A 312-nucleotide genomic window follows, 5' to 3' on the forward strand; every position below is an offset into this window, starting at 1 on the left:
GGTTGATCTTCCCGCGTTTGACACCGATCGCGGTGCGATGGTCCTCGAGGACCGCGATTTTCGCCTCCAGCTCCGCCCGCACCCGGGGCGGTGCGGTCTCGGCGAGCCGGCGCAGCCGGGCGGCCTTACGGTGCAGGAACTGGCCTTCCGTCTGGAGGCGGGCCAGTGTGATGCCGAGTCCGCGATCGTCGTAGGTGAAGCCCCGAAAATCCGACACCAACCCATCCGGGCGTTCCGCGACAATCGCCGCGGCGCCGAGGGTGGCCGGTGACCAATCCACCCCCACCGCGACCGTGCCCGCCGCGAGGTCAC

General features: G+C 70.2%; 1 pseudogene. It reads right to left on the minus strand.

From position 1 onward, the window contains the following. A pseudogene (locus tag M1M07_RS32610) lies at positions 1 to 312 on the minus strand (transposase); the annotation flags it as partial.

This window comes from Rhodococcus sp. HM1 (assembly GCF_023218075.1).
Lineage (GTDB): Bacteria > Actinomycetota > Actinomycetes > Mycobacteriales > Mycobacteriaceae > Rhodococcus.